Consider the following 25,780-nt stretch of genomic DNA (forward strand, 5'->3'; position numbering starts at 1 on the left):
TAGAAATATGAGAGAATTAACGGAGCGCCATGATTCCATTACGAAAATGTAATTTAAGATTCAGATACGGTTCATCATTTCGAGCCTAGTTTCCGGGCGTGGTCAACACGAGGAAACACCCATATGAAAAAGTTCTTTGCTCTTCTGATTTCCGCTTCCGTACTCGCTTCCCCGCTCGCCGCCCAGGCGCAGGATTGGCATAAGGGCCCGGATCGCCATCGCGCGCCGGTCGTCGAAAAGAAGGTCGTTATCAAAAAGACCCGCTGGGTCCGCGGCCATCGCATGTCGCCTGCCGAGCGCCGTCGCATGGCTGAAGTCCGCGACTACCGCCGCTACCGCCTGTCGGCTCCGCCGCGCGGCTATCACTGGGTCAAGGTCGATAACGACTATCTGCTGGTCGGCGTTGCCACTGGCATCATCTCGAGCATCATTGCTCGCTAAGATATGAGGGCCTCGGCGGAAGGCCCGAAATCGCAAACTGGCGGGAGAATTTACCCCGCCAGTTTCTTCGCACCGCCATCGATATCCACCGCGGCAAAGGCCGCGCCGATGACTTCGATACCTGCACCCGGACGCGTGGCATCGGTCGAGAGAATCTGGCGAAAACGACGCGCGCCGGCAAATCCCTGGAACAGCCCGACCATATGGCGGGTGACATGGTGCAGACGGCCACCGGATGCGATAACGTTTTCGGCATAGGCCATCATCGTGTCACGAAGAACTTGCCAGTCGATGTCGGCAGTTCGAGTCAGTCTCGCGCTACCATTGCCGGCGACAAGTTCATCGACCCCGGCCAGCAAACCCGTATTGTGATACGCGGCGCGGCCGAGCATGACCCCATCCATCACCTCTAGGTGACTTGCCGCCTGATCGAGGTCGGCGATACCGCCATTGATGCCCAAAAACACATCGGGGTTCTCGCGCTTCATCCGATAGACGAGATCGTAGTCCAGCGGCGGAATTTCCCGGTTTTCCTTTGGCGAAAGCCCCTGCAGCCAGGCCTTGCGGGCATGGATCCAGATCGCGTCCGCGCCGGCACCGATCATCCGGGCGAGGAAATCCGGCAGAACATCGGTCGGTTCCTGGTCATCGACGCCGATGCGGCATTTCACCGTCACGGGTACGTTCGAGACCTTCTTCATCGCGGCGACCAGATCGGCAACATGCGCCGCATCACGCATCAGGCAGGCGCCGAACGTGCCGGACTGAACGCGATCCGACGGGCAGCCGACATTCAGGTTGATTTCGTCGTAACCGTAATCGACCGCAATGCGGATCGCTTCAGACAGTTTTCCGGTATCCGACCCACCAAGTTGAAGCGCGACCGGATGTTCCGCCGGCGAAAAAGACAGCAGTCGTTCGCGCGGACCATGGATGATCGCATCAGCCACCACCATCTCGGTATAGAGCAGGGCGCGCGACGACAGATGCCGGTGCAGGTAGCGGCAGTGGCGATCCGTCCAATCGATCATCGGGGCGACGGCGAAGATTTTTTCGCCGCGCTTCAGCGCTTCAGCGTACATGGGAATTCCTTTGTTGGCGGCTTCATACAGCAAACGGAAATTCTTTGCCAGTTGTCGGCTGGTGATCGAAAAGGGCTAGGATTGTACGGCGAATTGTTGGACAAAGATGCCTTAACCCGTTTTCATTCTTCAGGATTTGCCATGCGCGCCACCGTGATCCCTTCGCCCGAACCCGTTCTCCTCGACGTCGACGGCGTCACCGAGCAGTTCCCGGTGCGCCGGGTCTATTGCGTCGGCCGCAACTATGCCGACCATGCGATCGAGATGGGCCACGACCCGTCGCGCGAGCCGCCCTTCTTCTTCCAGAAGAATGCTGACAACCTATATAACGGCGAGGCATTTCCCTATCCGTCACTGTCCGCCGACGTTCATTACGAGGCCGAACTCGTGATGGCGTTGTCCGGCGGTGGCTCGGATATCTCGGTCGAGGATGCGCTCTCCAAGGTCTATGGTTATGCCGTCGGCGTCGATTTCACCCGCCGCGACCTGCAGGACAAGGCCAAGAAGATGAGCCGTCCGTGGGAAGCCGCCAAGGCTTTCGAGAAATCGGCGCCGGTTTCTTCCCTTATTCCCGCTTCGAAGATCGGCCATCCGCAGCAGGGTGCGATCTGGCTGGAGGTGAACGGTCAGCGTAAACAGAGCGGCGATCTCAACCAGATGATCTGGAAGCTGGCGGAAATCATCGCCGAACTGTCGAAGCTCTTCGTGCTGGCACCGGGTGACGTGATCATGACCGGAACACCGGCAGGCGTCGGCCCGGTGGTCAAGGGAGACAAGGTCGAAGTCGGCATCGAAGGCGTCGGCAAGCTTTCGCTGAGCGTCATCTAAACAAAGCTATTAGGGAGGAGAACCCATGCCGATCTACGCGCTTGGCGAATTCGAACCCACACTTCCGGCTGCGGACCGTTACTGGATCGCGCCGGATGCGAATGTCATCGGCAAGGTGGAACTTGCCGAGGATGTCGGCATCTGGTTCGGCACCGTACTGCGCGGTGACAATGAGCCGATCACGATCGGCGAACGGACCAATATCCAGGAAGGCGTGATGATCCATACGGATCCGCGCTTTCCGGTGAAGATCGGCAAGGATTGCACGATCGGCCATCATGCGATCGTGCATGGCTGCATCATCGGCGACAACTCGCTTGTCGGCATGGGAGCGACGATCCTCAACGGCGCCAAGATCGGCAACAATTGCCTGGTCGGCGCCAATGCGCTGGTCACGGAGGGCAAGGAATTTCCCGACAATTCGCTGATCGTCGGTTCGCCGGCGAAGGCGATCCGGGTACTGGATGAAGAGGCGGTTGAAAAACTTCGGCAATCTGCGATACGTTATGTGGAGAACTGGAAACGTTTTGCGCGTGATTTGCGCCGGCTTTAACGGTGCAAACCCAAGTTTTCCTCTAAGCAATCATTCATGACGTTTGTAAGCTTTGCTTCACTTGTCATTTCATATCATCCGGTTCGAATGTAAGAACGCCTGCAGGTATGGCGCAAAATCGAACTGCCATGAGCGATAAGAACCATCACGATGCCCAGTCTACATCCATTCTGTTGGATGCGGTTGCGCGTGAGCTTGGCCGGAAAGATCTGCGGCTGAAGTTTGCGCCGAGGCTTGAGGCGCTTTTTCAGGAAGAGACGGCAGAAAGCCGAAACCGGCAGACGATCATCGCATCGCTCTTTGCGCTGGTCGTCTTCAACGCTTTCCTGTTCATCGACCATGCCAGCCGGCCGGAGATTTTCGGCCAGGCGGTTTTCCTGCGGGTCGTGGTGACGACCTTGCCCTGCCTTTTTGCGCTCGCCTGGCTGCACCGCCTGCCGCCAGTCTGGGCGCGGGACGCGATCATGTCCAGCGCGGTGCTGCTAGTGACATTGACCTCCAACATCCTGCTCTGGCACAGCACCTCGCAGATGGCGCATTACAATGCCTTCAGCTTCGGGCTGATCGTCATTGCCGGCAATATCGTCCTGCAGATCCGTTTTCCGGTGGCGGTGGCAACATCGGTCGCGTGCTGCGTCATGTCAGCCGTGTTTCTTTCCGGCATGACGTTGCTCAGCAGCGAAGAAAAACATCTGCCGGTCTTCTATATGAGCGCCATGGCGGCGATCACACTGATCGCCAACTATCGGCTCGAGAAGACCATGCGGCATTCCTATCTCCTGATGCTGCGCGAGCGGCTGCGTGGCCGGGAGATGGGCTATCTCAACGAGCAGCTCAGCACCTATTCCTACACCGACCCGCTGACCGGCATCGCCAACCGGCGCATGTTCGATCAGGTGCTAGACGAGGCCTGGAGGGCGGGACGACTTACAAATGAAAAGCTGTCGCTGCTGATCATCGATATCGACTTTTTCAAGCGCTATAACGATGCCTTCGGCCACCCGGCCGGCGATGATTGTCTGCAACAGGTGGCGCGGGCGATCGAGGCGCAGACCCGGGCTGGGACCGATCTCCCCGCACGGCTTGGCGGCGAGGAGTTCGCCGTCCTGTTGCGGAACATGGATCAGATACAGGCGCTGACGGTGGCAGCCCGCATTCACCGGGCTGTGCGGCAATTGGCGCTGACACATGGCCGTCCGGATGGCGGCGGCTGGGTGACGGTCAGCATCGGTCTTGCAAGTATCAGCCCGGCCTCGGATATGGAGCCGAAGGCGCTGATCGATGCGGCAGATGCCGCACTTTACGAAGCAAAACGGGCAGGGCGTAACCGAACTTTTCAGGCCACCAACAACGCTGCCTAAGCCGCGCAGGCTTCACAGAGCCCGCGGATTTCGATCGTCGTCTTGGCGGGCTTGAAGCCCTTGCTTTTCGCCCAATCACTCAGCCGGTGATCGACCTGGTGGTCGTGGAATTCCGAGACATGGCCGCAGCTTTCGCAGATTGCGAAGGCGACAGTGCCATGACCGTGGCCGGCGCCGCAGCATTCGCTTTCGCGGTGGGCGCAGGCAACGAAGGCGTTAAGGCTTTCCAGCCGGTGGACCATGCCGAATTCGGTGAGCTTGTCGAGCGCGCGGTAGACCTGCAGAGGGGCGCGGAACCCGTGGTCGCGCAGCTTGTCGAGGATGGTATAGGCGCTCATCGGCGCCTCTGCCCGGGTCAGGACGTCGAAGACCAGGTTCTGGTTCTTGGTCAGAGCCGGTGACGACACTGGTGACGATATCGGGGCGTTCATCATCGCACTCCCTTGTTATCGGCCTTTTCAGCCGTGTTTTTTCCCGCTGCGGGCAGAAGGCTCAGTATGAAAAGTAGGAGTGCCGCGACCACAATGGAAGGCCCGGACGGCGTATCATAGTGCAGCGAGCCGAAAAGCCCGCCGATCACGGCCAATGCGCCGATGACGGAGGCGAGCACCGCCATGATCTCCGGGCTTGCCGAAAAGCGCCGGGCGGTGGCCGCCGGAATGATCAGCAGCGAGGTGATCAGCATGATGCCGACGATCTTCATGGCGATCGCGATCACCAGCGCCATTAGGAGCATGAAGAAAAGCCGCGCCTGCGCCGGTTTCATGCCCTCGGCCTCCGCCAGATCTTCGCTGACCGTCGAGGCGATCAGCGGCCGCCAGAGGAAAACGAGGGCTGCGACCACCAGTGCGCCGCCGACCCAGATCAGTGCGATATCCGTCGGCGTCACCGCCAGAATATCACCGAACAGGAAGGCAATGAGATCGATCCGTACCCAGGTCATGAAGGCGACGAGCACGAGGCCGATCGCCAGCGCCGAATGGGAGAGGATGCCGAGCAGCGCGTCCGCAGACAGCGACTGGCGTCGCTGCAGCCCCAGCAGAAGCAGCGAAACGAGCACCGCAACGCCGAAGACGGCGATCAGCAGGTTGATCTGGAAGAACAGCGACAAGGCAACGCCGAGCAGCGCCGAATGGGCCATCGTATCGCCGAAATAGGCCATGCGCCGCCAGACGACAAAACAGCCGAGCGGGCCGGCGGTGAGGGCCACGCCGATACCGGCGATCATGGCGCGGATGAAGAAATCGTCAAGCACGCTTGTCTCCATTCACATGCGCATGGTCGCCATGATGGTGGCTGTGATCATGGCTATGATCGTGATGGGTATGATCGTGACCATCATGCCGATGGTGCTCTTCGGGGTGATGGTGCCCATCATCGGGGTGGCAATGATCGGTGATCGAGCCGTCGCCATGCATGACCCGGCCATCCGGCAGATGCGTATGGTCGTGGTTATGGCTGTAGACCGCGAGCGAGCGCGTGTTGCCGAAGAGCTTCAGGTAATCCGGGCTCTGGCTCACCGTTTCCGGCGTACCGCGGCAGCAGATATGGCCGTTGAGGCAGATGACGGTATCCGTTCCGGCCATGACCATATGCAGGTCATGCGAAATCATCAGGATGCCGCAGCCGGTGGAATTGCGGATCGTGCGGATCAGCTCGTAAAGCGCGCTTTCGCCCGCGAAATCGACACCCTGGACCGGTTCGTCGAGCACCATCAAGTCCGGCTTGCGGGCGATGGCGCGGGCAAGCAGAGCGCGCTGGAATTCGCCGCCGGAAAGGTGGCGGACTTCGGAATCGATCAGGTGGGGAATGCCGGTCGCCGTCAGCGCGGCCATAAGTTCCGTATCGGTGAGGGGGCCTGTCAGGCGCATCAGCCGGCGCACGGAAAGCGGCATGGTCCAGTCGATCGCAAGCTTCTGTGGCACATAGCCGACGCGCAAGCCCGCAGCGCGCGTAACAGAACCCTCGTCCGCCTTCAGGACGCCGATCGCCATCTTGGCGGTCGTGGACTTGCCGGCACCGTTCGGGCCGATCAGCGTCACGACTTCGCCGCGGGCGATCGAGAAGTCCACGCCGCGCACTAGCCAGCGACCGTCGCGACGTATGCCGGCAGCTTTCAGCGTCACCAGCCGGTCGTCGCTCCGGGCATTCGAGCCCCGTTCCGTCATCTGCATATTTTTTCTCAGACCCTGTTGTCAGCCGTCATGGCACACGTTATAGCATAACGCAATTGATGTAATAACATTACACATTGAAACAAGGAAGTATCCGATGAAATTCGCCCTCCCGATCCTCCTTGCCTCGACCGTCGCGATCAGCGCCACGATGGGCGCTCAAACGGCGTTTGCCGCGCCGGATGTGGTGGTGTCGATCAAGCCGGTTCATTCACTGGTGGCGGCGATCATGAAGGGCGTGGCCGAGCCGAAGCTGATCGTCGATGGCGCCGCTTCCCCGCATACGTTCACGATGAAGCCCTCCAACGCCAAGACGCTGGAAGGCGCGGGCATGGTCTTCTGGGTCGGCCACGGCATGGAGGCTTTCCTGGAAAAGCCGCTCGAAGCGCTTGCTTCCAAGGCAACGGTCGTGACGCTCGAAGAGGCGCCGGGCCTCGAGAAATTGAAGTTTCGCGAAGGCGGTGCCTTCGAGCCGCATGACGACGGCGACCATCATCACGGTGAGGGCGAAGCCCATGCGGATCATGACCATGCCGCTACTGATCAACATGCAGGTCATGACGATGATGACGACGACGATCATGACCACGAAGGGTTCGATACGCATCTGTGGCTCGATCCAATGAACGCCAAGGCAATGGCGTCCGAAATCGAGCGCGCCCTTGTCCAGGCGGATCCGGCCAATGCTGCGAAATATCAGGCCAATGGTGCCGCGTTGATGAAAAGCCTCGACGCTTTGGACGCGGAGCTGAAGACGATGCTGGCGCCCGTCAAGGACAAGCCATTCATCGTCTTTCACGATGCCTATCAGTATTTCGAGCATCGTTACGGCGTGAAGGTGGCAGGTTCGATCACCGTCAGCCCGGAAACCATGCCGGGTGCCGAGCGAATCTCCGAAATTCACAAGAAGGTCGCCGATCTCGGCGCCACCTGCGTCTTCGCCGAACCGCAGTTCGAGCCGAAACTGGTTTCCGTCGTCACAGAGGGAACCAAGGCCCGTTCCGGCGTGCTCGACCCGGAAGCCGCAACGCTCAAGGCCGGCCCGGATCTCTATTTCGAACTGATGCGCGGCATCGCATCTTCGCTGCAGACCTGCCTCGGCAAGGGGGCATGACTTTTTTCCGGAACGCATGGCCGCCGATCGCATAGCGGCGGTTCTGCCAGCAGCGGGCGCTTGAAGGCGGCGCCCGCTGCGCTATTATTCGGGGTTGCCTAGCCGAGGAACTCATCCATGATCGCCGCAACTGCGGATATGGTGGGGCCGGCGTTCTCGACACCCTTGTTTTTCTGGTCCGCGGCCCACGCGGACTGAACCTCGCGGTATTTTGTGACGGCCGCGAAACGCAGTGGTTCATGACGATCGAGAATTCGCACGCTTGCATCGGCTTTTCTCAGGTCATCCAATTGTGCGTCAAAGCTTCGGTCCATCACCGCGCCAAGGGTCTGGTAGGAATTGTGCGCGGCGCGATGGATGGCGTCTCTGTCCTGTTGCGCCAGACTGTCCCAAACGCCCTTGTTCATCGTCAGAAGATAGAGGTGCCCCAGCCACAGGTCCCTGGAGACAAGAACGTTCGGGGCAGCTTCGTGGACTTTCAACATATAGCCGCTGTCGACATTCACCATCAGGCCGTCCAGCGTCTTGTTTTTCAGCGCATCGTAGACTTCCGGTCCCCAGTGCATGGTTACAGGGGTAGCTCCGGCATTACGAAGGAAATCCAGATGCCAGAAACTGGCGGATCGCCATTTGCCGCCTGCAATCTCGTCCAGTTTCGATAGGGGCGCGGTGCTGAAGAATGCCACGGGATAGCCGGTCCCGAAGAAAAGGGGCACGAGGTTGTTCTTTTCCAGTTCCGCTGCGAATGCCGGAATGTCCGAATAGATACGTCGGAAGAAGTCCACCTGTCTGGCACCTGACGGGCCGGTCGGGAAGCTCTTGAAGATCTGGTGGAGCGGCATTTCCTTCGCCGTATATTCCGGCACGACGGTTGCCATGTCGGTAACGCCTTTTGTGCTAACGGCGCCCAGCGCATCATAGGCTGCGGCCACTTCGCCGTTCCAATGATCCTCGATCTTCAGGCGCCCGTTGGACTCCTTTTCGATTGACGGAAATACGACATCCTTGAGAAAACGGGTTCGCATTCCGCCAAGCGGTTCGTGATCGCTGAATTTCAGGATGCGCGGCGGCGCCACCGCCTGTTGAGCGCCCGCCGCCGATATCAATGACGCCGATGCGGCCGCGCCTGCGGCAGTGGCCAGAAACAGCCGGCGGCTGATGCCCGTTTTATCCGATCCTTGAGTGTCGTCGATCATCTGGAGACCCTTTCGTCTGGCATGACAGGGTGCCCGTTTGCTTGACCCCATCCTGGCAAAAAATATATCTGAACAATCCTTCAGTTAGGAATTCGCATTTTGAACGACACCGTTCCGACCGTTCCAAACCGCCTGAAACCCAGGAAAAAGCCCATTCAGGCACGCTCGGGCGCCACTGTCGAGGCTATTCACGAGGCGGTGATTCAGGTTTTGCTCGGCGAGGGATTGACCCGGCCGACGACCACGCGGGTCGCCGAGCGGGCAGGCGTTTCGGTCGGCACGCTCTATCAATATTTTCCCAACAAGCAGGCTCTGCTTTTCGCGGTGCTGATCAGTCATTTCGAAGACATGGTCGCTGCTATCGAGCGGATCGACGTGTCCGGGCCCAAGCGGCCGCTTGCGAACCTGGCCGGAGATATCGCCGAGGCCTATGTGTCGGTTAAACTCGCTCGCCCGGATGCGACAACGGCGCTCTATCGGGTTGCCGGAGCAATCGACCAGTTCAGGCTGTCGACCGATGTCTATCAAAGACTGAAAGCGGCCGTCATCCGGGTGTTGCGGCACGCTTCCAACGCCAGTTTCGATGATCTGGATCGGGTGGCTTTCACGCTGCTTTCCGCCTTGGCCGGGCTTTCGCGTGGAAGCTTTGGGGCGCTCGTTTCAGGGCCGGAAGTCCTTGAGAGGCTGGGCGACGAAGCCTTCCTTTTATGCAAGGCGTATCTCGAGGCGGCCTGTGTGGAAAATCGCCAGTCGTAAGTGGGGATTTAGTCCCGTACCATCGTCATCAGTACGTCCCACATGTCCGCACCAGTCTCGAATACCGCCGCATTCGCCTTGAAGCCCTGCGAGGCACCGATCACATCTAGCATCTCGCTTCCAAGGTCGACATTCGAGCCATCAGGCGAAGTTGCAGAACTGGACGGCGTTACGTTGGCCGATACGCCACCGTTCGTTTGAGAGGAAAACTGCGTGGTCAGGCGATTGTAGCCGTTGGTTTCGGCATTGGCGATGTTGTGGGCGGCTGTGGAGATGCGACGGGTTTCGGCCTGCATGCCGGAAAGAGAAATACCCATTGCTGCCGAGATGCTCATCGCCGCTTTCCTTAAAATTCGGATGAGCGATGTTAGAGCGGCAGGCCTCAAGGAAGGATGAAGCCGTAGAGTTAAGCGAAGAGGCTATTCTGTTTGCGCATGTACCGAAACGACGCGGTCGCAGTTCTCGCGTATGGATCGAGAGTGGCGGGATCAGACGGTAGCGAGACGGCGCAGCAGATTTTTCAGTTCGGAGGATTCCGGCAGAGGTTCCGGCACATGGGTTTTCAGGAGGTTGCGGTCGCCGAGTTCAAACTGGTACCAGTTGAACAAGGCGGACGCGACATCGGCAGCTTTTTCGCTATGGGCATCGACGCCGTTTTCCTCGCACCAGGCTTCCAGAAATCGTTGCAGCAGTTCGAGATCGTCCGATCCGAGAACCACCGCCGCCGACGGGGCATCTTGATGCTGCTGCTGTTGCTGAAACATGCGTATCCCTCATCCTGCACGTCTTGTCTGCTGGTCCCCCGTTTGCCTGTGGCGGTGCGGCCTGATCGAGGGGCAGACAATCATATTCCGGTACTATTGCAGCCCTAGCTTGTGCAGGACTTGCTTATAGACAATTCGTCTCAGTGGCTTAACGCTGAAAAAGGCAAAAAGTTCAATTGCCGGAATGGAAGGCGTCGAACCCGCGTTGATCGGTGTCACCGTCGCCCTTCTGGCAAGGATCTGACCACGTTCGATGTAGAGAGATGCTTGGCGCACTGCCGAGCATCGCCGTGAAGAGGTTGGGGACTAGTCCCCAACCAGGTTCGGACGCTATTCAGCTGCCTCTGCATAATCCTCCAGCGGAGGGCAGGTGCAGATGAGGTTGCGGTCGCCGTAGACGTTGTCGATGCGGTTGACCGGCGACCAGTATTTGTCGACGCGGAAGGAGCCCGGCGGGAAGCAGGCCTGTTCGCGCGAATAGGGGCGATCCCATTCGCCGACCAGGTCTTCGACTGTGTGCGGGGCGTTCTTCAGCGGGTTGTTGACCTTGTCCATCCGGCCTTCCTCGATGACGCGGGCTTCCTCGCGGATCGCCAGCATCGCATCGCAGAAACGGTCGATCTCGGCCTTGGTTTCCGACTCCGTCGGCTCGATCATCAGCGTGCCGGCAACCGGCCAGCTCATGGTCGGAGCGTGGAAACCGCAGTCGATCAGGCGTTTTGCGACATCATCGACGCTGACACCGGCAGAGGCGTTCAGCGGGCGGGTGTCGATGATGCATTCATGCGCCACGCGGCCGGCTTCCGACTTGTAGAGCACGTCATATGCGCCCTTCAGCCTTGCGGCGATATAGTTGGCGTTGAGGATCGCCACCTTGGTCGCCTGGGTAAGGCCTTCGCCGCCCATCATCAGGCAGTAGGACCAGGAGATCGGCAGGATCGACGGGGAGCCGAACGGCGCCGCCGAAACCGCACCTTCGCGCCCGTCGAATTCCGGGTGACCCGGAAGGTAAGCCGCCAGATGCGACTTGACGCCGATCGGGCCCATGCCGGGACCGCCGCCGCCATGCGGGATGCAGAAGGTCTTGTGCAGGTTGAGGTGTGACACGTCGGAGCCGATGTCGCCGGGACGGGCGAGGCCGACCATGGCGTTCATGTTGGCACCGTCAAGATAGACCTGGCCGCCATGGCTGTGGGTGATGTCGCAGATCTCCTTCACCGTTTCCTCGAACACGCCGTGCGTGGAAGGATAGGTGATCATGCAGCAGGAGAGGTTTGCGGCATGCTGTTCGGCCTTGGCGCGGAAATCCTCGAGGTCGATATCGCCGTTTTCACGGACCTTGATGACCACGACCTTCATGCCGACCATCTGCGCGGAGGCCGGATTGGTGCCGTGCGCGGAGGTCGGGATCAGGCAGATATCGCGATGCGTGTCGCCATTGGCAATATGGTAGTTGCGGATGGTGAGCAGGCCCGCATATTCGCCCTGCGCGCCGGAATTCGGCTGCATGGAGAAGGCGTCGTAGCCGGTGATCCGGCAAAGTTTCGCCGAAAGATCGTCGATCATTTCCTTGTAGCCCAGAGCCTGATCGGCCGGGGCGAAGGGATGGATGTCGGCAAATTCCGGCCAGGTGATCGGCAGCATTTCCGCGGTTGCGTTGAGCTTCATCGTGCAGGAACCGAGCGGGATCATCGAGCGGTCGAGCGCCAGGTCGCGGTCCGAGAGCCGGCGGATATAGCGGGTCATCTCGCTTTCGGCGCGGTTCATGTGGAAGATCGGATGTTCCATATAGGCCGACTTGCGCAGCAGCGCGTTCGGCAGGCGGTATTCCGGTTCGAAATCAGAGACCTTGAAATTGCCGCCGAAAGCGCGCCAGACGGCTTCCAGCGTCGCCGGACGGGTGCGTTCGTCGAGCGACATGCCGATCTTCGTCTCGCCGACCTTGCGCAGGTTGACGCCTTCGGCAACGGCCGCGCGCATCACGAGGCCCTGCATGTGGCCGACCTCGACGGTGATCGTGTCGAAGAACGTGTCGGGTTCGATCGTGTAGCCGAGCTTTTCAAGGCCCTTGGCCATCAGCACGGCCTTCTTGTGGACTTGCTGGGCGATCGCCTTCAGGCCGTCCGGACCATGGAAGACACCGTACATCGAGGCCATGACGGCGAGCAAGACCTGCGCGGTGCAGATGTTCGACGTCGCCTTTTCGCGGCGGATATGTTGTTCGCGGGTCTGCAGCGACAGGCGATAGGCGCGGTTGCCGCGCGCATCGATCGACACGCCGACGAGGCGGCCGGGCATGGCGCGCTTGTGCGCATCCTTGACCGCCATATAGGCTGCATGCGGGCCACCGTAACCGACCGGCACGCCGAAGCGCTGTGAGGAGCCGATGGCGATGTCGGCACCCATTTCGCCGGGGGATTTCAGGAGCGTCAAAGCCAGCATGTCGGCGGCGACGGCCGCGACCGCGCCGGTTTGGTGCAGGCGGGCGATGATGCCGGAGAAATCGCGGACATGGCCATGGGTGCCCGGATACTGAAAGATCGCGCCGAAAACGTCGACCGGATCGAGATCGGTCATCGGGTCGCCGACGATCACAGTCCAGCCAAGTGGGGCAGCGCGGGTTTCGATTAGCGCGATGGTCTGCGGATGGCAGGCCGAGTCAACAAAGAAAGAAGTCGCCTTCGATTTTGCCTGACGCTGGCAGAGCGCCATGGCTTCCGCGGCGGCGGTCGCTTCGTCGAGCAGCGAGGCGTTGGCAACGTCGAGACCGGTCAGGTCGCAGATCATCGTCTGGAAGTTCAGGAGCGCTTCCAGGCGGCCTTGGCTGATTTCCGGCTGGTAGGGCGTATAGGCCGTGTACCAGGCGGGGTTTTCAAGGATATTGCGCTGGATGACCGGCGGCGTGATCGTGCCGTAATAGCCTTGGCCGATCAGGGAGACGAGCGCCTTGTTTCTGTTCGCCGTATCGCGCAGCTTGTCGAGCGCCTCGCGTTCGGTGAGCGCCGGACCCCAGGCGAGCGGCACGCCCTGACGGATCGAGGAGGGCACGGTGGCGTCGATCAGCCGGTCGAGCGTCGGGTAACCGATCACCTTCAGCATTTCGGTCATTTCGGACGGCGAGGGCCCGATATGGCGACGGTTGGCGAAGTCGTAGGGCTGGTAGTCGGTGAAGTGGAAATCGGTGGAATCGCTCATGCGATCAGATCCTTGTAGGCGGCTTCGTCGAGCAGCGCGTCGGCATCGGCAGCGTTTTTCAGTTTCAGCTTGAAGAACCAGCCGGCGCCCTGCGGGTCGGAATTGACCAGCGACGGATCATCGACGATCGCTTGGTTGACTTCGACGATAGTGCCATCCAGCGGACAATAGACGTCGGAGGCTGCCTTGACGGACTCGACAGTAGCGGCACCGGCTTCCTTGGCGAGTTCGGCGTCGACTTCCGGCAGTTCGACGAAAACGAGGTCGCCGAGCTGTTCGGCGGCGTGCTGGGTAATGCCGACGGTTGCAACGTCGCCTTCGAGTTTCAGCCATTCGTGTTCAGCGGTGAATTTCAGCATGGGGAGGTCCTCTCTGGGAAGGTGATTTGAATTGTTGTTTTGGAACGTGAAGTACCCCCCTCTGTCCTGCCGGATATCTCCCTCTCAAGGGGGGAGAATGACTGGGCGCGATGGCTTCCATCAAAGATAGCCACTGCGGCCGGGCGCAACGTCGGAGGGGTGGGAAGGTCGTGCCACCTGTAATCTCCCCCCTTGAGGGGGAGATGGCCGACAGGCCAGAGGGGGGTGGCGGCGTGCTCGACCATCATGGCTTACCGCTTGTAAGTCGGCGTGATGAAAGGCAGCCTCGCGACCGTCATCGGCAGATATTTACCTCGCACTTCCGCAAAAACCTGATTGCCGATGACGGCATGGGCAGTCGGTAGATACCCCATCGCAACAGGCCCCTCGACCGTGGGTCCGAACGTACCGGACGTCACTTCGCCGAGTTCGGTCTTGCCTTCCACATCCGCAAACAGTTTGGCATGCGAGCGCACTGGCGCCTTGCCTTCCGGCCTCAGGCCGACGCGGCGGCGGGCGGTGCCGTTCTTGAGTTCACCGAGAATGCGGGAAGCGCCGGGGAAGCCGCCTTCGCGGTCGCCGCCGTCCTTGCGGGCTTTCTGGATGGCCCATTCGAGCGAGGCTTCGATCGGCGAAGTCGTCGTGTCGATGTCGTTTCCGTAGAGACACAGGCCGGCTTCGAGGCGCAGCGAATCGCGGGCGCCGAGGCCGATCGGTTCGCAATGCGAGTCTTCGAGCAGCGCCTTGGAGATCAGTTCGGCCTGACCGGCGGGAATGGAAATCTCGAAACCGTCTTCACCGGAATAACCGGAGCGGGAAATGATGCAGGGTGCATCGTGCAGCAGCGCGTCGCGGACGTCCATGAACTTCATGTCGGTGACGTCGGGCCAGAGGGCTGCCAGCACCTCTTCGGCGCGCGGTCCCTGGAGCGCGACGAGGGCACGATCTTCGATCAGTTCCACATCGCAGTCGGTGAGGTTCGCCTTCATATGAGCGACGTCCTGATCCTTACAGGAAGCATTGACGACGACGAACAGATGGTCACCGCGATTGGTAATCATCAGATCGTCGAGGATATTGCCGTTGTCGTCGGTGAAGAAACCATAACGCTGGCGGCCGGGCTTGAGGCCTAGGATGTCGACGGGCACCAGTTTTTCGAGCGCCAGAGCCGCATCCTCATAGGTGCCGCTCTTCGCCTTCACGATGACCTGGCCCATATGGGACACGTCGAACAGGCCGGCGGCGGCGCGGGTGTGGAGGTGTTCCTTCATGACGCCGGCCGGATATTGCACCGGCATGTCATAGCCGGCGAAAGGCACCATCTTGGCGCCGAGCGACAGATGGAGGGCGTGAAGCGGAGTGATTTTAAGGGCGGTCTGGTCGTCGGTCTGATTGCCCAAAGGACACCTCCAGATTGGCGCTTCCACATCAATGGATCGCATGCCGGCTCAAATTTCTGGCGCGTCGGATTCTTGGTGCCGATGCGCCGGTTTATGAGCCCCCTCTGTCCTTGTCGCCTGAGATTGTTATCCCTTCGGCGAGCCTTTCGTCATGAAAGACTTCTCTCCAGAGTCCTGTCGGTTACCCGTTGGTCCTTTTGCCTGAGAGTTTCCGGGGCGGTTGCTCCTTCGGCACCGCAGTAAAGCGGCTTCTCCCATCGGGTATGGCCGTCATTATCGGGCTCGTCCGGTATTTGGCAAGCCCCCAATGTCGCGGTGAACATAATTTCTGTCGCATCGCAGCAAGCCTGATATTGCCTGTGATCCCGGCCTTCAACGGCATTGCGAGCTTGCTTGAAAACGCCTTTTGCGCTTTGCGCCGAATTGCGATATTCCCCGCTCATTCCATTGGGCAAGATCATGACCGCACGGTTCAGGACAGCATCGAATTTTCTGCGCATATTCTGCGCGGTCGTGCTGTTTTCGCTGGGTTTTGCTCATCAGCCAGTACAGGCGGCGCCATCCGATTCCTATAGTGAAGCCTACCGGCTGCCGGATGGCACGTTTGCGGATATCTGCTCCGAGGGCGGCCACGCGTTGGGCGATCACGGCAAGCAGCCGTTCGCGAAGCCACTCTGCGAAGTCTGCCTTCTGTCAGCCTCCGTCATCCTGCCGCCACCGGATGACGAAACATGGCTGATCGGCGAGCGGGCTTTGCTCGAAAACCCGCTTCCTCAATTCTTCGCGCTATCCGGATCGACCGCCACCGAGCGACCGAAATCGCGCGCCCCGCCGTTTGTTTTCTGATCGCGCCTATCGTTCGACAGATCAATCGCATTCCCGGTCGGCTAGCCTCTGAAGGCGGTCACCGGAAGGGGACATTCCATGAAGACCATTCTCAAATTTGCGCTTTCGGGCGCTTTCATCGCCGCCGGCGTTTCGCAGGCCGCAGCGCATGCCACGTTCGTCAACTCCACGGTGACCGAGGAGAGCACATCGGTCATCGCGCTGCAGGTGCCGCATGGCTGCGATGGCAAGGCGACCACCGAAGTTCAGATCAAGCTGCCGGAAGGTTTCGTGTTCGCCAAGCCGCAGCCGAAGCCGGGCTGGGAACTGGAGGTCATCCAGGGCGCCTATGCCAAGACCTATGACAATTGCGGTGAGAAGGCGACGTCCGGCCCGGTCGAGATCCGCTGGAAAGGTGGCAATCTGCCGGATGCCTACTACGACACGTTCAATATCCAGGGTAAGGTCTCCGGCATTGCCGCCGGCAAGACGCTGGCTTTCCCGGCCGTCCAGCTTTGCGGCACGGATGGCAAGGTCGCCTGGGACCAGATCGCTCCAGAGGGCACCAACCCTCATTCACTGAAGAGCCCGGCACCGACACTGACAGTGACCGCCAAGAACGCAGGCGGCCATGACGAACATGCCGGCATGGACATGAGCGGCATGAACATGGCGGGAATGAGCATGGGCGGCGGTGCTTCCTCGGCGCATGACGATGTGGTCAAGGCTGGCGACCTGGAAGTCACAGGCGCTTTCACCAAGGCGATGCTGCCCGGCCAGCCGGTTGGCGGTGGTTATTTCACCATCAAGAACAACGGCAAGGCTGACGATAAGCTGGTTTCGATCACGTCGCCGGTGGCTGGCATGGTCGAGATGCATGAAATGGCGATGCAGGGCGAGGTCATGCGGATGCGCAGGCTGGATGGCGGCATTGCCATTCCGGCCGGAAAGACCGTCGAACTGACGCCGGGAGGCCTGCATCTGATGTTCATGAAGGTCAAGGAACCGTTCAAGGCTGGTGGAGCGGTGCAGGCGACGCTGACGTTCGAGAAGGCGGGCAAGGTCGATATTACCCTGCCGATCGAGGCGGCCGGGCCGAGTGGCGCAAAGCCGTGATCGATTGAATGAGGCCGCTCCATCGAGCGGCCTCTTTTTTGTTGCCGGTTCAGCGCAGCAGTTTCATGCTGCCGGTCAGCGATTTTACCCATTTCGACGGGCCGACGATTCCCAGCCCATCGATGACTTCCCGGGAGAGGTCGCGGTCAGCAAGGCTCTTCTCGTATTCGCTATGGTCGTGCATCGAGCGACCGAAGGCGGGGAAGACAACGACGGCACGCTCGCCGGGCTGGCTCGCCGCCCTCAGCATCGTGGCTCGAATCGTATCGGCATCCGCCTGCAGGATCGGAACCGGCCTGTTGCAGCAGGTGTCGGTTATCCTGCCTTCGCGATCCGTCAGGTTTGTTGCGCCAAGCAAGGGCACACGGGCGCCAAGACCGATCGAGATCACGCCAACCGTATTGGCAATCAGGCCAAGCGACAGGGAGGGATTGATGATGATGGCAATGCGGATGTCGTCGTTCATCTGTATATCTTGCAAAGGCGTTTGACGGGTAAGGATGGATGTTGAGGTTATCCGTGATCTTCGGGTGGTTCCTGCCTTTTCCTTCTTTAATTGCATCATTTTTGGTAGGCTCTACCGATTTTTGGTGATTTCGAGGTTTGATTTGATGGGCAATGAAATCGAGAAGGCGGATGTGCGAATCCTCGACGCGCTTCAGGAAGATGGACGCCTGACCAATCAGGCGCTCGCCGACAAGGTAGGTCTCTCCACATCGCCGAGCTGGCGGCGAGTTCGGCATCTGGAGGAGACTGGCGTCATCCAGGGCTACCGGGCAGTTCTTGACCGGCGCGCCATCGGTCTCGGCGTGCTTGCCTTCATCCGCGTCAAGATCGACAGCCACAGCGCTGCGGAGGCGGAGGCGTTTGCGGCGGAGGTGAGCGGGATCGAGGAGGTGATCGCTTGCTACAGCATTGCGGGTGACGCGGACTTTCTGCTGCAGGTCGTTTCGTCGGATCTCGATGCTTATGCGGATTTCGCGATGTCGACGTTGCGGCAGTTGCCGCGCATCAAGGAAATGCAGACGACTTTCGTCTTGAAGGAGATAAAGGCCTTTGAAGGATTTCCGCTAAAATTTGCGGCCGGCAAGGATTGATGCGGACATACCGTAGGTTTGCATCTAACCTGAGTGTGAAATGCAGATTCTTTCGCAATTGCAGCAATTTCTGTAGCGATACCCTAAATTTAGCGGGTGTCATCGATACAACCCGAACTGCTTTCGCCAATGAATCTTAACAAATGTCAGGAATGAATAGGGGTAGACCTACCAGAAGAGGTTTCGGCAATGGAATTGCGACGTTCCCGCGTTATTGCGGCGGCCATATTACTTGGCCTCGTCGGCGCAATCGTGCCTATCGTCTCCATGGTTTATGTTTCCTGGGTCATCGCGGTCGACAAGCAGCAGGAAGTGCTGCAGCAGATCGCCAGGCAGACGATCGTCAGAGCCAGCAAGACATTTGCGGACGCCCGCATCGCGCTCGACTCGCTTGCCTATCCACCCTTGCCACCCTGTTCCCCGCAGCACATCGCTCGAATGCGGGTGATCGATTTCAACACCACTTCCGTTGCGGAAATCGGCTATTTCGAAAACGGTCTCTTGAAATGCTCCTCCTGGGGACTTGAGGAAACCAGGATTATGCGTTCGGTGCCGGACTATGTCACGCCGGACGGATTGCAGGTCAAGATCGACGCGCATCCGGCGATCAGCATGGGCAACCGGGTCATGGCGCTTTATCGCGGCGTCTACGGAATGCTCATCGATCCGCAGCGTTTCGTAGACACGATGATGGAAGACGGTGTGGCGCTGGTGCTGGCGAATGAGGTGGGCGATACGCTCGTCACGCTCAACGCTCCGGATGCCGCTTTGCTGAAAAGCGTGGCGGAAGCCCCGCAGCGCGGCATGAACCAGAGATCGCTTTATGCTGTCGCGCGCGATAAAGGCCTGGTCGCGATGGCGATCGCGCCGCGCGCCAGCATTGCCGGAAAGCTTGAGGAGGAGCTGCTGCTACTGGTGCCGGCCGGCGCCTTCGTGGCGATCTTCATCGTTGTTTTCGTTGCCTGGCAATCGAAGAAGCGCCTGTCTCCGCTCGGTGAACTATCGATCGCGGTGAGGAAGCGCGAATTCATCGTCCATTACCAGCCCATCGTCGATCTGACGAGCGGCGCCTGCGTCGGTGCGGAAGCGCTGGTGCGCTGGCGGCGGCCCGACGGTTCTTTGACGCGGCCAGACCTCTTCATTCCACTGGCGGAGGAAAGCGGCCTCATCATGCCGATCACCGACCAGGTGATCGAGATGGTGGCGGCCGAATTCGGGCCGCTTCTGAACGCCGATCCGGATCTGCATTTGGCAATCAATCTCTGCGCTGCCGACGTGACTTCCGGCCGCGTGCTGCCGGTCCTGGAGGAGAGGCTGGGCAAGCATGGCATCGACCCGCGTCAGGTCTGGCTCGAGGCGACAGAGCGTGGCTTCATGAACATCGATGCGGCCCGCGAAACGCTCAAGATCGCCCGCGCCTGGGGGCATACGATCGCCATCGACGATTTTGGCACCGGTTATTCCAGTCTGCAATATCTGGAGGGCCTGCCGACCGACGCGCTGAAGATCGACAAATCTTTCATCGATACGATCGGCCGCAATACCGCGACCAGCTCGGTCACGCCGCATATCATCGAGATGGCAAAGACGCTCGACCTCAGGATTGTTGCAGAAGGCGTCGAAACGCAGGAGCAGGCGGATTATCTGCGCGAACACGGCGTCGATTATGGCCAGGGCTGGCTCTATTCCAAGGCGCTGCCGATGTCGGGCTTCGTGGATTTCTACAGAAAAGCAAAAACCCGCCAAAACGGCGGGGCATCGAACATCCTGGTCGTTGCGGCCTAAAATCTCAATCTTCGAAGTACCGATACGCCGATTGCGCCTGATTGAGCGTTGCTTGCTGACGCGGTTGCTGACCGGTCGTCAGCAGGTCGAGGGAAACCGTCGTTGCCGGTAACATGAATTCCGCATCGCCGGGGTCACCGGCATTTTCCGCGCGACGGGCGTTGCGATCTGCGTCAGCCTTGGTGTCGGCGACCTGGTCCTTGGTCGATACGCGTCGACCAGGTCTCAACGCCTCTATGGCGAGAGCGGCGGTATTCGCCGATATGGTAACCAGTAACGTCATTTCGCGTGCCACTATTTTTCCCTGATAAGAATCAATAGGGCGGACGCGCTTCGTCCCCCTTTAATCAAAAAGCCGGCATTTTATCGATTTGACGTTTTTTGCCGCCGTATTACACAAGATCGCATGATCAACGTACTTCTCGTCGCTGTAGGCGGAGCGATCGGCTCCGTTCTCCGCTATCTCGTCGGTGTCTGGACCCTGCGTCAGTATGGCCCCAATTTCCCGTGGGGGACGTTGACGGTGAATATTGTCGGCTCTTTCGCGATCGGGCTGCTGACAGAGATGATCGCAAGGCGCTTCAATGCTTCGATGGAATTGCGGGTGTTTCTCGTCACCGGCATTCTCGGCGGTTTCACCACCTGGTCGTCGTTTTCGCTCGATACGATCGTGCTCTACGAGCGTGGTGCCTTCGGCCTTGCTGCGGCTTATGTGATCGGCAGCGCCGTTGCATCTTTCGCCGCAGTCTTTGCCGGGCTGGCGCTCGGGCGGGCAATGCTCTAAAGGGCAGGCTAATCCTGCAGTGCCGCGTGCTATAAAGCGCGTACGGGACGCTGCGGCACTTGAATACGCATCGTAACTTCCAAAAATCGATTTCGGTTTTCGGGTCGATGCGCAGAACAATAAGAAAGAGCTTTGATGGCTGGCATCGAGCATATCCGCGTCGAGGCGGACGAGGCAGGCATGCGCCTCGACCGCTGGTTCAAGATCCATTATCCCGGTCTTGGCTTCGGCCCACTTCAAAAACTGCTGCGCTCAGGCCAGGTGCGTGTCGATGGCGGCCGGGTGAAATCGGATGCCCGCGTGCAACCGGGGCAGACCGTGCGCGTACCGCCGATGGACGTGGACGCCAAGAAGACCGGGCCGATCGCCGGCAAGGACCTCAAGCATTCCAGCGATTTCGAACTCCTGTCGCGCATGGTGCTGCATGAGGACGACAAGGTGATCGTCCTGAACAAGCCGGCGGGCCTTGCCGTGCAGGGCGGTTCGGGCGTTGCCCGGCATATCGACCAGATGCTCGATTCCTGGGTCAGCCCCAAGGGCGAGAAGCCACGTCTCGTGCACCGTCTCGACCGCGATACGTCCGGCGTGCTGGTCATCGCCCGCACCCGTGGTGCTGCGCAGAAGCTGACGGCCGCCTTCCGCGAGCGCGACACCAAGAAGACCTACTGGTCGCTGGTGAAGGGCGTACCGCGCAAGCACGAGGACAAGCTTTCCACCTGGCTGGTCAAGGAACAGACGCCGGATGGCGACCGCATGCGGATCGCCAAGCATGGGGAGGAGGGCGCCGATCACGCTATCTCCTATTACCGCGTTCTGGAGACAGCGGCGCAGACGCTCGCCTGGCTGGAGATGGAGCCCTATACCGGCCGCACGCACCAGCTGCGCGTCCATGCGCTGCATATGGGGCACCCGATCATCGGCGATCCCAAATATTTCGACGACGACGTGAACTGGCCTTTCCCGGGCGGCATTCAGAAGAAGCTGCATCTGCATGCCCGGCATATCGATATCCCACACCCCTCCGGCGGTCGCTTGAGGGTTACCGCACCGATGCCGCCGCACATGGTGCAGAGCTGGAACTTGCTCGGGTTCGATATGGAAAACGGCGCTCGGGACGACGATTGATATAGGGGGGATTTGATGGATCTGTTGCCTTACATAATCATCTTTCTGCCGCTGGTAGCATTTCTGGCTTTCTCGGTTCTGGGTCGCCGCGAAATGAAGAAGGTCGGCAACGACAACACGGTCGCGGTGCGAGAAAACACGGTTGCAGTGCGCGAGCACACGGAAGTCCTGCGCCAATATCTCGCTTTGAAAGCATCGGAAGCCAAATGAAGCTTGTTCTGTTCGATTGCGACGGCACGCTGGTTGATAGCGGCGGCCTCATTCACGAAACCATGCGCCGTACCTTCCTGCATTTTGGCAAGCCGGAGCCGACATTCGAGGATACCAAGGCGATCATCGGTCTGACGCTGGACATCGCGATCGCCCGCATGCAGGGCAAGCCGCATGCGGGTCAGGAAGAAGTCGACATGACGGCCTATTACAAGTCGCTGTTCGTCACTGTGCGTCAGGACATGAACTTCAAGGAGCCGTTGTTCGACGGCATCCGCGAAGTGATCGACGAGATCGGCCCGCGTGAGGACCTGCGGATCGGTGCGGTCACCGGCAAGTCGCGTCGTGGCCTGAAGCTCGTCATGGATACGCATGGCTTCGACAAATATTTCGTGGTCGGCCGCACGGCGGATGACTGCCCGTCCAAACCGCATCCGGCCATGGTGACCGAATGCTGCGACGAGACCGGCATGAAGCCTGCCGATACCCTTGTCATCGGCGATGCCATTTACGATATGCAGATGGCAAAGGCGGCAGGCGCCACGGCCATCGGCGTCGCCTGGGGTTATGCCTCGGTGGACGAGCTGAAAAAAGCCGGCGCCGATGCGATCGTCTACCATCCCCGCGAACTGCTCGCCCATATCGGCTGAGGTTTAAGACCATGCATGATTTCTTTCCCGATCCTTCCGAGATGCTGACCCATGCTGACCCCACAAGGCGGGCGCAGATCCAGATGCAGAAGCCCCTGCCGAAGCGTTTCTATACGGAAGTTTCCGTTACGGAAGGCGACGAAGGGCATGCGATCCATCTCGACGGCCGTCCGGTGAAGACGCCTGCCAAGAAGGCGCTCGTCGCACCGACCGCCCGGCTTGCCGAACTGATGCGCGATGAGTGGGCAAACCAGGTCGAGGTCATCGACCCGCGCACCATGCCGATCACCCGTCTCGTCAACACGGCGATCGATGGCGTCGCCGCCGATCCGCAGGCGGTGTTTGAAGATATCCTGCGTTTCTCGTCCAGCGATGCGCTCTGCTACCGCGCTGACGGTCCGGAAAACCTCGTTGCACGCCAGAACGAGAAATGGGATCCGATCGTCGATTGGGCGGCGATGACGCTCGGTGCGCGTTTTGTGCTGATCGAAGGCATCATGCCGCAGGAACAGCCAAAGGAGGCGATTGCCGCCTTTGCGGTGACGCTCAAGAAATACGATACGCCGATCGAACTGGCAGTTCTCCATACGATTACGACGCTGACCGGCTCTGCCATTTTGGCGCTTGCCTTTGCAGAAGGCGAGGTCACGGCCGACGAGGCCTGGGCGCTTGCACATGTCGATGAGGACTGGACGATCGAACATTGGGGTTCGGATGCCGAAGCCGAGCATCGTCGGGCAAAAAGGCTGGATGAATTGCGTGCCGCAACGGAAACTTTTCTCGCGTTGAGACCTGCGGTTTAATGCTTCTCTAACCCTGTTGGGTTGATCATGGAGACGTGCCATTTTTGGGTTCGTCCATGCTTCGCCGCGTTGTTTCCATTGCCATAATCCTGCTTGCGGCGTTGCCGCTGATGGCGTTTCGCATGCCGGCGGCATCGGAATCCGGCGAGAAGATGCTCTATGACGTGCGCGGCGCTTTCGTCACGGCGCGTCCTGATGTGCCCCAGGGGCTGGTGATCCAGATTGACCTTTTGATGGACGTGGCGATCCGCTCAACGGTGCGTCAAAAGCTCCTGCCGCGGGCCATCCTGTCGGTCAGGATCGAAGAGACCTCTCATACCCCGCTGATGATCGGCAGCCGCCATGCGGCCAAGGTCACCGTCAAGGCGATTTCGGTCTCGAGCGGCGAGCCGATTGCGGAAGGTACCTTCCGTACGTCGGTTTTTCTGCTGAACGGCGAAGAGGCTGACAAAGGATTGGCGGAAAAGGTGGCCGACCGCATCTCCAGCGAGTTCCGTCTGCTCGACGGTCGTCCGACGATCGCCAGTGCGTTGTTTCCCTGATCCTTATCCAGGCTTGCGCAAAGGCTATTGGTGCATAACGGTCTGTTCGGACACCTTCGCAGGCGACCAGATGTATCGCCGTGCAATCATCCAGCAGCCGAGCGCCCAGGTGGCGCCGGCGCACCAGCCGCCCAGGACATCGGTTGGAAAATGCACGCCGAGATAGATGCGGCTCATGCCGATGATCAGCGTCAGGAAAATCGCCGCGCCGATCAGGAAAAGCCTTGTCGAGCGGTATGGTTGGGCGCGTGAAAGAAGCGCTCCGAGCGTCAGGTAGGTGACGGCGGAAAGCATGGCGTGGCCGCTCGGAAAGCTCAGGTCATGGACCTCGACCAGATGCGGCACGAGATCGGGGCGAGGGCGGGCGATACCGATCTTCAGAAGCGCACTGACCAGCCAGCCGCCGAGGATGGACAGGAACATGAAGGCCGCAATCGCCCTCTGCCGCGACAACATCAGGAAGATGGTGGCCATGACGGTCATCAGGGTCAGCACTGTCATGCCGCCAAGCGCGGTGATGTCGTTGACCGCGTGATTGAGCCAGTAGGGTCCGACGGGTTGTTGCAGGTCCGTCGTGGTGCGAAGCGCGAGCAGGATGCGTTCGTCGAAAGTGCGGGTCTCTCCTTCCAGAACCTCGCTCGTCAGCTTGAAGAATACGAAAAGCCCGCCAGCCATGAGAGCAAACATCATCAGGCCAATCGGCTCGAAAGTCGCGAACCGGTCGACGACCTGCTGCTTGATGCGATGATGGAAATTCATATATGCCTCCGGGCGGCCTGCGATACGCGCGCTCCGATCGCGCGGGCTTCTCCACCGACATTCGGCGGATTAATGACACGGTATTTCGCTTCAATGAAGCTGTAGAGGCCAAAGGCGAGCAAGCCGAGTGCGACAGCGGCATAAAGCACGGCGCCGAACGGCAATTGCCTTACCCAGGCAAGCGCTTCCGCCGTGCTGCCTGTCTGGCCGGGATCGACGGCAAAGGCGGCATAAAGGAAAAAGCCGCCGACGATCAGGAAGACCGCTCCGCGCGCGGAAAGTCCGTAGATGCAGATGGCGTCTAGCAGCGTTCCCTTGCCCCAATTGGCATCGAAGTATTTGAGATAGGTGCGCTTGACGCCTTTTACGACCTGCGCGATTGCCGCACCAAGAATGCAAAGGCCGACTGCCGCTACGAGATAAGGGCCGAAAGGCTGCTGCATCAGCCAGGCGGTCGCGCTTTTCTGGCCATCCGACGAGCCGTTTCCGAACCCGAGCTGGAATGCCTGGCCGATCGCATAAGTCGCGAGACCTGTATAGGTCACTGCACCGACCAGCAGGCCGGCGCGCACCGCATAACCTTTCGCATTATTCTCGTGATGATCGGTGTTGAGCACGGATTGGGCGATACGCCAAAGAATGAAGCCGATCAGACCGATACCGATCAGGCCGAGCCAGACCTGGCCAAATGGTTGTTCCAGGACGAGCTTCAGCGCTGATTTTTGGTCCGGTTCACCGCCACCGAATGTCGAGAGCAGCGCCATGCCGGCGATCAGGATGTAGACGATGCCGCGCGCCGCGTATCCGCTGCGCGCCAGCCATTCGAGGTTCCGTTCCGTATTCATTTTCACTCCGTCGGCA

At 59.9% G+C, this 25,780-nt stretch carries 30 protein-coding genes and 1 riboswitch; of the genes, 16 read left to right on the top strand and 14 right to left on the bottom strand.

Going from position 1 to position 25,780, the window contains the following annotated elements; all coding sequences use genetic code 11:
- Positions 1-123 precede the first annotated feature (123 nt).
- Complete coding sequence (locus KX729_RS24855) at positions 124-441, top strand: RcnB family protein (RefSeq protein ID WP_219745178.1); 318 nt, start codon at positions 124-126, stop codon at positions 439-441.
- 50 nt (positions 442-491) lie between these two features.
- Here the strand turns inward: KX729_RS24855 and dusA are convergent, their stop codons facing one another.
- Positions 492-1,523, bottom strand: coding sequence for a tRNA dihydrouridine(20/20a) synthase DusA (gene dusA, locus KX729_RS24860; protein ID WP_219745179.1), 1,032 nt, complete (start codon positions 1,521-1,523; stop codon positions 492-494).
- A 141-nt stretch (positions 1,524-1,664) separates the two neighbouring features.
- Here dusA and KX729_RS24865 point away from each other — a divergent pair, with 141 nt between their 5' ends.
- From KX729_RS24865 to KX729_RS24875, 3 genes are all read left to right on the top strand, one after another.
- Positions 1,665-2,351 carry a fumarylacetoacetate hydrolase family protein gene (locus KX729_RS24865; RefSeq protein ID WP_219745180.1) on the top strand — a complete coding sequence of 229 codons (687 nt, stop codon included), beginning with the start codon at positions 1,665-1,667 and terminating at the stop codon, positions 2,349-2,351.
- Between the two features lie 25 nt (positions 2,352-2,376).
- Positions 2,377-2,904: a gamma carbonic anhydrase family protein gene (locus KX729_RS24870; RefSeq protein ID WP_219745181.1), complete on the top strand. Its 528-nt coding sequence runs from the start codon at positions 2,377-2,379 to the stop codon at positions 2,902-2,904.
- Between the two features lie 128 nt (positions 2,905-3,032).
- Positions 3,033-4,265, top strand: coding sequence for a GGDEF domain-containing protein (locus tag KX729_RS24875; RefSeq protein ID WP_219745182.1), 1,233 nt, complete (start codon positions 3,033-3,035; stop codon positions 4,263-4,265).
- On the opposite strand, the gene KX729_RS24880 is transcribed toward KX729_RS24875, so the two are convergent.
- From KX729_RS24880 to KX729_RS24890, 3 genes are read right to left on the bottom strand one after another with little or no spacing between them, the layout of a single operon-like run.
- Positions 4,262-4,696 carry a Fur family transcriptional regulator gene (locus KX729_RS24880; protein ID WP_219745183.1) on the bottom strand — a complete coding sequence of 145 codons (435 nt, stop codon included), beginning with the start codon at positions 4,694-4,696 and terminating at the stop codon, positions 4,262-4,264. The two genes, KX729_RS24875 and KX729_RS24880, sit on opposite strands and share 4 nt — an antisense overlap.
- The gene (gene znuB, locus KX729_RS24885; RefSeq protein WP_219745184.1) at positions 4,696-5,520 is read right to left on the bottom strand and encodes a zinc ABC transporter permease subunit ZnuB; all 825 of its coding nucleotides are present in this window, start codon (positions 5,518-5,520) and stop codon (positions 4,696-4,698) included. Before znuB ends, KX729_RS24880 begins: the two co-directional genes overlap by 1 nt.
- A complete protein-coding gene (locus KX729_RS24890; protein WP_219745284.1) occupies positions 5,513-6,433 on the bottom strand; it encodes an ATP-binding cassette domain-containing protein in 921 nt (306 codons plus the stop codon). Before KX729_RS24890 ends, znuB begins: the two co-directional genes overlap by 8 nt.
- Positions 6,434-6,536: 103 nt before the next feature.
- Here KX729_RS24890 and znuA point away from each other — a divergent pair, with 103 nt between their 5' ends.
- Positions 6,537-7,553 (top strand): zinc ABC transporter substrate-binding protein ZnuA, encoded by a 1,017-nt coding sequence (znuA, locus tag KX729_RS24895; RefSeq protein WP_219745185.1) that lies wholly within the window; start codon positions 6,537-6,539, stop codon positions 7,551-7,553.
- A 98-nt stretch (positions 7,554-7,651) separates the two neighbouring features.
- Here znuA and dctP read toward each other — a convergent pair whose 3' ends face one another.
- Positions 7,652-8,749 carry a TRAP transporter substrate-binding protein DctP gene (gene dctP / locus KX729_RS24900; protein WP_219745186.1) on the bottom strand — a complete coding sequence of 366 codons (1,098 nt, stop codon included), beginning with the start codon at positions 8,747-8,749 and terminating at the stop codon, positions 7,652-7,654.
- A 99-nt stretch (positions 8,750-8,848) separates the two neighbouring features.
- Here dctP and KX729_RS24905 point away from each other — a divergent pair, with 99 nt between their 5' ends.
- A complete protein-coding gene (locus KX729_RS24905) occupies positions 8,849-9,505 on the top strand; it encodes a TetR/AcrR family transcriptional regulator (RefSeq protein WP_219745187.1) in 657 nt (218 codons plus the stop codon).
- Positions 9,506-9,513: 8 nt separating this feature from the next.
- Here the strand turns inward: KX729_RS24905 and KX729_RS24910 are convergent, their stop codons facing one another.
- The 5 genes from KX729_RS24910 to gcvT all read right to left on the bottom strand — a co-directional run bounded on the left by KX729_RS24910 (position 9,514) and on the right by gcvT (position 15,223).
- A complete protein-coding gene (locus tag KX729_RS24910) occupies positions 9,514-9,840 on the bottom strand; it encodes a flagellar basal body rod protein FlgC (RefSeq protein WP_219745188.1) in 327 nt (108 codons plus the stop codon).
- 153 nt (positions 9,841-9,993) lie between these two features.
- Positions 9,994-10,269, bottom strand: a complete 276-nt coding sequence (locus KX729_RS24915; RefSeq protein WP_219745189.1) for a hypothetical protein — start codon at positions 10,267-10,269, stop codon at positions 9,994-9,996.
- A 330-nt stretch (positions 10,270-10,599) separates the two neighbouring features.
- Complete coding sequence (gene gcvP / locus KX729_RS24920; protein ID WP_219745190.1) at positions 10,600-13,464, bottom strand: aminomethyl-transferring glycine dehydrogenase; 2,865 nt, start codon at positions 13,462-13,464, stop codon at positions 10,600-10,602.
- Complete coding sequence (gcvH, locus tag KX729_RS24925) at positions 13,461-13,823, bottom strand: glycine cleavage system protein GcvH (RefSeq protein ID WP_219745191.1); 363 nt, start codon at positions 13,821-13,823, stop codon at positions 13,461-13,463. Before gcvH ends, gcvP begins: the two co-directional genes overlap by 4 nt.
- Positions 13,824-14,074: 251 nt before the next feature.
- Positions 14,075-15,223, bottom strand: coding sequence for a glycine cleavage system aminomethyltransferase GcvT (gcvT, locus tag KX729_RS24930; RefSeq protein WP_246617840.1), 1,149 nt, complete (start codon positions 15,221-15,223; stop codon positions 14,075-14,077).
- Between the two features lie 179 nt (positions 15,224-15,402).
- Positions 15,403-15,490: riboswitch (glycine riboswitch) on the bottom strand.
- A 192-nt stretch (positions 15,491-15,682) separates the two neighbouring features.
- Between gcvT and KX729_RS24935 the strand changes: the two genes are divergently transcribed.
- Positions 15,683-16,069 (top strand): hypothetical protein, encoded by a 387-nt coding sequence (locus KX729_RS24935; RefSeq protein WP_219745193.1) that lies wholly within the window; start codon positions 15,683-15,685, stop codon positions 16,067-16,069.
- 78 nt (positions 16,070-16,147) lie between these two features.
- Positions 16,148-17,164 (top strand): copper chaperone PCu(A)C domain-containing protein, encoded by a 1,017-nt coding sequence (locus KX729_RS24940; protein ID WP_219745194.1) that lies wholly within the window; start codon positions 16,148-16,150, stop codon positions 17,162-17,164.
- A gap of 49 nt (positions 17,165-17,213) precedes the next feature.
- On the opposite strand, the gene KX729_RS24945 is transcribed toward KX729_RS24940, so the two are convergent.
- Positions 17,214-17,630, bottom strand: coding sequence for a DUF2000 domain-containing protein (locus KX729_RS24945; RefSeq protein WP_219745195.1), 417 nt, complete (start codon positions 17,628-17,630; stop codon positions 17,214-17,216).
- 145 nt (positions 17,631-17,775) lie between these two features.
- On the opposite strand from KX729_RS24945, the gene KX729_RS24950 reads away from it, so the two are divergent.
- A complete protein-coding gene (locus KX729_RS24950) occupies positions 17,776-18,261 on the top strand; it encodes an Lrp/AsnC family transcriptional regulator (RefSeq protein WP_219745196.1) in 486 nt (161 codons plus the stop codon).
- A gap of 189 nt (positions 18,262-18,450) precedes the next feature.
- Entirely contained in the window at positions 18,451-20,046 is a 1,596-nt protein-coding gene (locus tag KX729_RS24960; protein WP_219745198.1) for an EAL domain-containing protein, read from the top strand.
- Positions 20,047-20,050: 4 nt separating this feature from the next.
- On the opposite strand, the gene KX729_RS24965 is transcribed toward KX729_RS24960, so the two are convergent.
- Positions 20,051-20,341 carry a hypothetical protein gene (locus tag KX729_RS24965; RefSeq protein ID WP_219745199.1) on the bottom strand — a complete coding sequence of 97 codons (291 nt, stop codon included), beginning with the start codon at positions 20,339-20,341 and terminating at the stop codon, positions 20,051-20,053.
- A gap of 111 nt (positions 20,342-20,452) precedes the next feature.
- Between KX729_RS24965 and crcB the strand changes: the two genes are divergently transcribed.
- From crcB to KX729_RS24995, 6 genes are all read left to right on the top strand, one after another.
- Entirely contained in the window at positions 20,453-20,830 is a 378-nt protein-coding gene (crcB, locus tag KX729_RS24970) for a fluoride efflux transporter CrcB (RefSeq protein WP_219745200.1), read from the top strand.
- Positions 20,831-20,965: 135 nt separating this feature from the next.
- Positions 20,966-21,955 (top strand): RluA family pseudouridine synthase, encoded by a 990-nt coding sequence (locus KX729_RS24975; protein ID WP_219745201.1) that lies wholly within the window; start codon positions 20,966-20,968, stop codon positions 21,953-21,955.
- A 15-nt stretch (positions 21,956-21,970) separates the two neighbouring features.
- The gene (locus KX729_RS24980) at positions 21,971-22,165 is read left to right on the top strand and encodes a hypothetical protein (RefSeq protein ID WP_219745202.1); all 195 of its coding nucleotides are present in this window, start codon (positions 21,971-21,973) and stop codon (positions 22,163-22,165) included.
- Positions 22,162-22,815 carry an HAD-IA family hydrolase gene (locus tag KX729_RS24985; protein WP_219745203.1) on the top strand — a complete coding sequence of 218 codons (654 nt, stop codon included), beginning with the start codon at positions 22,162-22,164 and terminating at the stop codon, positions 22,813-22,815. Before KX729_RS24980 ends, KX729_RS24985 begins: the two co-directional genes overlap by 4 nt.
- An 11-nt stretch (positions 22,816-22,826) precedes the next feature.
- Positions 22,827-23,618 carry an ATP12 family chaperone protein gene (locus tag KX729_RS24990; RefSeq protein WP_219745204.1) on the top strand — a complete coding sequence of 264 codons (792 nt, stop codon included), beginning with the start codon at positions 22,827-22,829 and terminating at the stop codon, positions 23,616-23,618.
- 56 nt (positions 23,619-23,674) lie between these two features.
- On the top strand, positions 23,675-24,160 hold the full coding sequence (locus KX729_RS24995; protein WP_219745205.1) for a hypothetical protein: 486 nt from the start codon (positions 23,675-23,677) through the stop codon (positions 24,158-24,160).
- 24 nt (positions 24,161-24,184) lie between these two features.
- Here KX729_RS24995 and KX729_RS25000 read toward each other — a convergent pair whose 3' ends face one another.
- Both KX729_RS25000 and KX729_RS25005 read right to left on the bottom strand, forming a co-directional pair.
- Complete coding sequence (locus KX729_RS25000; protein ID WP_219745206.1) at positions 24,185-24,919, bottom strand: phosphatase PAP2 family protein; 735 nt, start codon at positions 24,917-24,919, stop codon at positions 24,185-24,187.
- The gene (locus KX729_RS25005) at positions 24,916-25,764 is read right to left on the bottom strand and encodes a DUF1206 domain-containing protein (RefSeq protein ID WP_219745207.1); all 849 of its coding nucleotides are present in this window, start codon (positions 25,762-25,764) and stop codon (positions 24,916-24,918) included. Before KX729_RS25005 ends, KX729_RS25000 begins: the two co-directional genes overlap by 4 nt.
- Positions 25,765-25,780: the final 16 nt, after the last annotated feature.

It is taken from the genome of Neorhizobium populisoli (assembly GCF_019430945.1).
GTDB classification, from domain to species: Bacteria; Pseudomonadota; Alphaproteobacteria; order Rhizobiales; family Rhizobiaceae; genus Neorhizobium; species Neorhizobium populisoli.

What these genes read in the sequence shown, in the direction of transcription:
- KX729_RS24875 (WP_219745182.1), top strand. Translation starts at nt 3,033, where the DNA reads ATGAGCGATAAGAACCATCACGATGCCCAGTCTACATCCATTCTGTTG.
- KX729_RS24960 (WP_219745198.1), top strand. Translation starts at nt 18,451, where the DNA reads ATGGAATTGCGACGTTCCCGCGTTATTGCGGCGGCCATATTACTTGGC.
- KX729_RS25000 (WP_219745206.1), bottom strand. Translation starts at nt 24,919, where the DNA reads ATGAATTTCCATCATCGCATCAAGCAGCAGGTCGTCGACCGGTTCGCG.
- KX729_RS24980 (WP_219745202.1), top strand. Translation starts at nt 21,971, where the DNA reads ATGGATCTGTTGCCTTACATAATCATCTTTCTGCCGCTGGTAGCATTT.
- KX729_RS24870 (WP_219745181.1), top strand. Translation starts at nt 2,377, where the DNA reads ATGCCGATCTACGCGCTTGGCGAATTCGAACCCACACTTCCGGCTGCG.
- gcvP (WP_219745190.1), bottom strand. Translation starts at nt 13,464, where the DNA reads ATGAGCGATTCCACCGATTTCCACTTCACCGACTACCAGCCCTACGAC.
- KX729_RS24880 (WP_219745183.1), bottom strand. Translation starts at nt 4,696, where the DNA reads ATGAACGCCCCGATATCGTCACCAGTGTCGTCACCGGCTCTGACCAAG.
- KX729_RS24975 (WP_219745201.1), top strand. Translation starts at nt 20,966, where the DNA reads ATGGCTGGCATCGAGCATATCCGCGTCGAGGCGGACGAGGCAGGCATG.
- KX729_RS24995 (WP_219745205.1), top strand. Translation starts at nt 23,675, where the DNA reads ATGCTTCGCCGCGTTGTTTCCATTGCCATAATCCTGCTTGCGGCGTTG.
- KX729_RS24915 (WP_219745189.1), bottom strand. Translation starts at nt 10,269, where the DNA reads ATGTTTCAGCAACAGCAGCAGCATCAAGATGCCCCGTCGGCGGCGGTG.
- gcvH (WP_219745191.1), bottom strand. Translation starts at nt 13,823, where the DNA reads ATGCTGAAATTCACCGCTGAACACGAATGGCTGAAACTCGAAGGCGAC.
- KX729_RS24985 (WP_219745203.1), top strand. Translation starts at nt 22,162, where the DNA reads ATGAAGCTTGTTCTGTTCGATTGCGACGGCACGCTGGTTGATAGCGGC.
- KX729_RS24855 (WP_219745178.1), top strand. Translation starts at nt 124, where the DNA reads ATGAAAAAGTTCTTTGCTCTTCTGATTTCCGCTTCCGTACTCGCTTCC.
- KX729_RS24910 (WP_219745188.1), bottom strand. Translation starts at nt 9,840, where the DNA reads ATGAGCATCTCGGCAGCAATGGGTATTTCTCTTTCCGGCATGCAGGCC.
- KX729_RS24945 (WP_219745195.1), bottom strand. Translation starts at nt 17,630, where the DNA reads ATGAACGACGACATCCGCATTGCCATCATCATCAATCCCTCCCTGTCG.
- KX729_RS25005 (WP_219745207.1), bottom strand. Translation starts at nt 25,764, where the DNA reads ATGAATACGGAACGGAACCTCGAATGGCTGGCGCGCAGCGGATACGCG.
- KX729_RS24865 (WP_219745180.1), top strand. Translation starts at nt 1,665, where the DNA reads ATGCGCGCCACCGTGATCCCTTCGCCCGAACCCGTTCTCCTCGACGTC.
- KX729_RS24940 (WP_219745194.1), top strand. Translation starts at nt 16,148, where the DNA reads ATGAAGACCATTCTCAAATTTGCGCTTTCGGGCGCTTTCATCGCCGCC.
- dusA (WP_219745179.1), bottom strand. Translation starts at nt 1,523, where the DNA reads ATGTACGCTGAAGCGCTGAAGCGCGGCGAAAAAATCTTCGCCGTCGCC.
- KX729_RS24950 (WP_219745196.1), top strand. Translation starts at nt 17,776, where the DNA reads ATGGGCAATGAAATCGAGAAGGCGGATGTGCGAATCCTCGACGCGCTT.
- znuA (WP_219745185.1), top strand. Translation starts at nt 6,537, where the DNA reads ATGAAATTCGCCCTCCCGATCCTCCTTGCCTCGACCGTCGCGATCAGC.
- crcB (WP_219745200.1), top strand. Translation starts at nt 20,453, where the DNA reads ATGATCAACGTACTTCTCGTCGCTGTAGGCGGAGCGATCGGCTCCGTT.
- KX729_RS24990 (WP_219745204.1), top strand. Translation starts at nt 22,827, where the DNA reads ATGCATGATTTCTTTCCCGATCCTTCCGAGATGCTGACCCATGCTGAC.
- KX729_RS24935 (WP_219745193.1), top strand. Translation starts at nt 15,683, where the DNA reads ATGACCGCACGGTTCAGGACAGCATCGAATTTTCTGCGCATATTCTGC.
- KX729_RS24890 (WP_219745284.1), bottom strand. Translation starts at nt 6,433, where the DNA reads ATGACGGAACGGGGCTCGAATGCCCGGAGCGACGACCGGCTGGTGACG.
- dctP (WP_219745186.1), bottom strand. Translation starts at nt 8,749, where the DNA reads ATGATCGACGACACTCAAGGATCGGATAAAACGGGCATCAGCCGCCGG.